Here is a 618-nt window from a genome sequence, read left to right on the forward strand (position 1 = left end):
GGACCTGATCTGGCAGGACCCGATTCCGGCGCAGACCGGCCCGGACCTGACCGCCGACGACATCAGTGCGCTGAAGGAGCAGATCGCGGCCTCGACCCTGACGGTGGCCGATCTGGTTTCGACCGCCTGGGCGGCGGCAGCGACCTATCGCGGGTCCGACCACCGCGGCGGGGCCAATGGCGGCCGGCTGCGGCTCGAGCCGCAACGCTCGTGGGACGTCAACCAGCCCGCGAAGCTCGCCCATGTGCTGGAGGTCTATGAGGCCATCAAGGGCGATTTCGACGGCGAGCGGATCGTCTCGATCGCCGACCTGATCGTGCTGGGCGGCTGCGTCGGCGTCGAAAAGGCGGCGAAGGCCGGCGGCCATGCGATCGAGGTGGAATTCACCCCGGGCCGGACGGACGCCAGCCAGGACCAGACCGATGTCGAAGGCTTTGCGGTGCTGGAGCCCAAGGCCGACGGTTTCCGCAATTATCTGCAGGTCCGGTACAATGTCCCGACCGAGGAGCTGCTGATCGACCGGGCGCAGCTGCTCGGTCTGACGGCCCCGGAGATGACGGTGCTGGTCGGTGGCCTGCGGGTCATCGGCGCCAACCACGGCGGGTCGAAGCATGGCGT

The 618-nt window shown here is 68.8% G+C and carries 1 protein-coding gene; it reads left to right on the top strand.

From position 1 onward, the window contains the following. A partial coding sequence (locus B3E43_RS08565) for a peroxidase family protein (RefSeq protein ID WP_349677571.1) occupies positions 1-618 on the top strand: 618 nt, incomplete at both ends.

The sequence above is a fragment of the Brevundimonas sp. UBA2416 genome, assembly GCF_002343105.1.
Lineage (GTDB): Bacteria > Pseudomonadota > Alphaproteobacteria > Caulobacterales > Caulobacteraceae > Brevundimonas.